The sequence below is a fragment of the Acinetobacter sp. YH12200 genome, from assembly GCF_013418175.1.
In the GTDB taxonomy this organism is placed as follows: domain Bacteria; phylum Pseudomonadota; class Gammaproteobacteria; order Pseudomonadales; family Moraxellaceae; genus Acinetobacter; species Acinetobacter pseudolwoffii.
Genome location: NZ_VPCO01000068.1, coordinates 1 through 1,464, shown reverse-complemented (window position 1 = coordinate 1,464; position 1,464 = coordinate 1). Strand labels below are relative to the sequence as shown.

The 1,464-nt window shown below is 28.6% G+C and carries 1 protein-coding gene; it reads left to right on the top strand.

All coding sequences use genetic code 11. The features are described 5' to 3' along the window. Positions 1 to 173 precede the first annotated feature (173 nt). A complete protein-coding gene (locus FTU90_RS15905) occupies positions 174 to 1,199 on the top strand; it encodes an acyltransferase family protein (protein WP_180073110.1) in 1,026 nt (341 codons plus the stop codon). Positions 1,200 to 1,464 lie beyond the last annotated feature (265 nt).

Sequence of the window (1,464 nt, the reverse complement as noted above, 5' to 3'; positions counted from 1 at the left end):
TTGAATTTGCTGCCAGATATCATCGGTGAGAAGAGTACGTGCCATTGAAAAAATATAGAAATCAAAAGAGCTTAAAGGAGGATTTTAAGTATTTAAAACCAATTTTTCAAATGAGGACACGCCCTAGTTACGTTATAATTGTTTATTTATTTATTATCAAAACATATTAAATTATGAAATATTACTACGGTTTAGACACCCTAAGAGCATTGATGATGCTACTTGGTATTTTTATACATGCTGCATTATTTGTTAATTACACACATTTAACTTATAAGAGCATCCATGGAAATAGTGACCTTATCGCTATGTCAGTTTACTTTTTAACCTTATTTAGAATGGAGTGTTTTTTTATCCTATGTGGATTTCTTGCCTGCATGATTTTTGAGAAAAAGGATAAAAAATATTTCTTGAAAAATAGATTTGATCGGGTAGCACTTCCTTTGATTTCTAGCTTTTTGATATTCTTGTTGGTTCCAATGCTTATAAAGCATGGAGATTTCAATTTAACTGTTGGTCACTTATGGTTTCTTATTACGCTTTTAATACTTTCAGCTCTTACAATCATCACTAAATTTAGGAACTTTCTAAAAAATACAAAAATCACACCTTTGTTGTTTTTTGCATCATTAATAGTATATTCAATATGGATGGTAATAACTTATTTACAATCTTATGTTGGAGAAAACCTTAACTTTTTCATAACTCAAATTGTAAGTCTTCCACTGTATTATTCTATTTTTTACTTTTTAGGGTTTATTCTTTATAATAAAAAAAATATAGAAATAATTAGCTCAAAGCTAAAAATATTAACAATCTCATCTATTTTTTTTAGCATTTGCTCACTTTACCTCTATTATCAAAAATATGCCCTGAATAATATAGGTACTATAGAACAAGTAGCAAAAACGTACTCCGATTTTTTTGCCGGACTTTCGATCAGTTTAGTGCTTATAATAGTTATGCTTAGACATAATAAATATAATAAAATCATAAACTTTTTGAAAGACAGCTCTCTGGTTATATATGTTTCCCACCTCCCAATACTTGTTGCATTAGCTCCAATAGTTGATAGTTATACTAGCTCGACTTACACATTTTATTTATCAATATGCTTATTAACTTTTCTAATATCAATTGGCCTATATTTAATATTTAAAAGATTTTATTTAACTAAATTGATGTTTGGTATTAGATAGCAATTAATAATAGATAAGCCCAATTTTATGCGGTTATAAATTGAGGCTTATTGTGATGGCAGATTTGATAAGAATACAATGATGCATAAATCCGAGATCCGGGTTATTTAACATAATGGCGGTTATACGAAATTTCGTTGTTAGAACCCATTTAAAGTGTCTATATTCTCACCAATAAAAATGTCTGGTTTATGATGGTTTTTATCACCATGGACTGGATATAAAATATAGATGCTGATCACTATGTCTGACAAAGAAATTCAAC

Bases quoted from the DNA above. Each gene is read 5' to 3' on its own strand.
- FTU90_RS15905 (WP_180073110.1), top strand. From the start codon at position 174: ATGAAATATTACTACGGTTTAGACACCCTAAGAGCATTGATGATGCTA.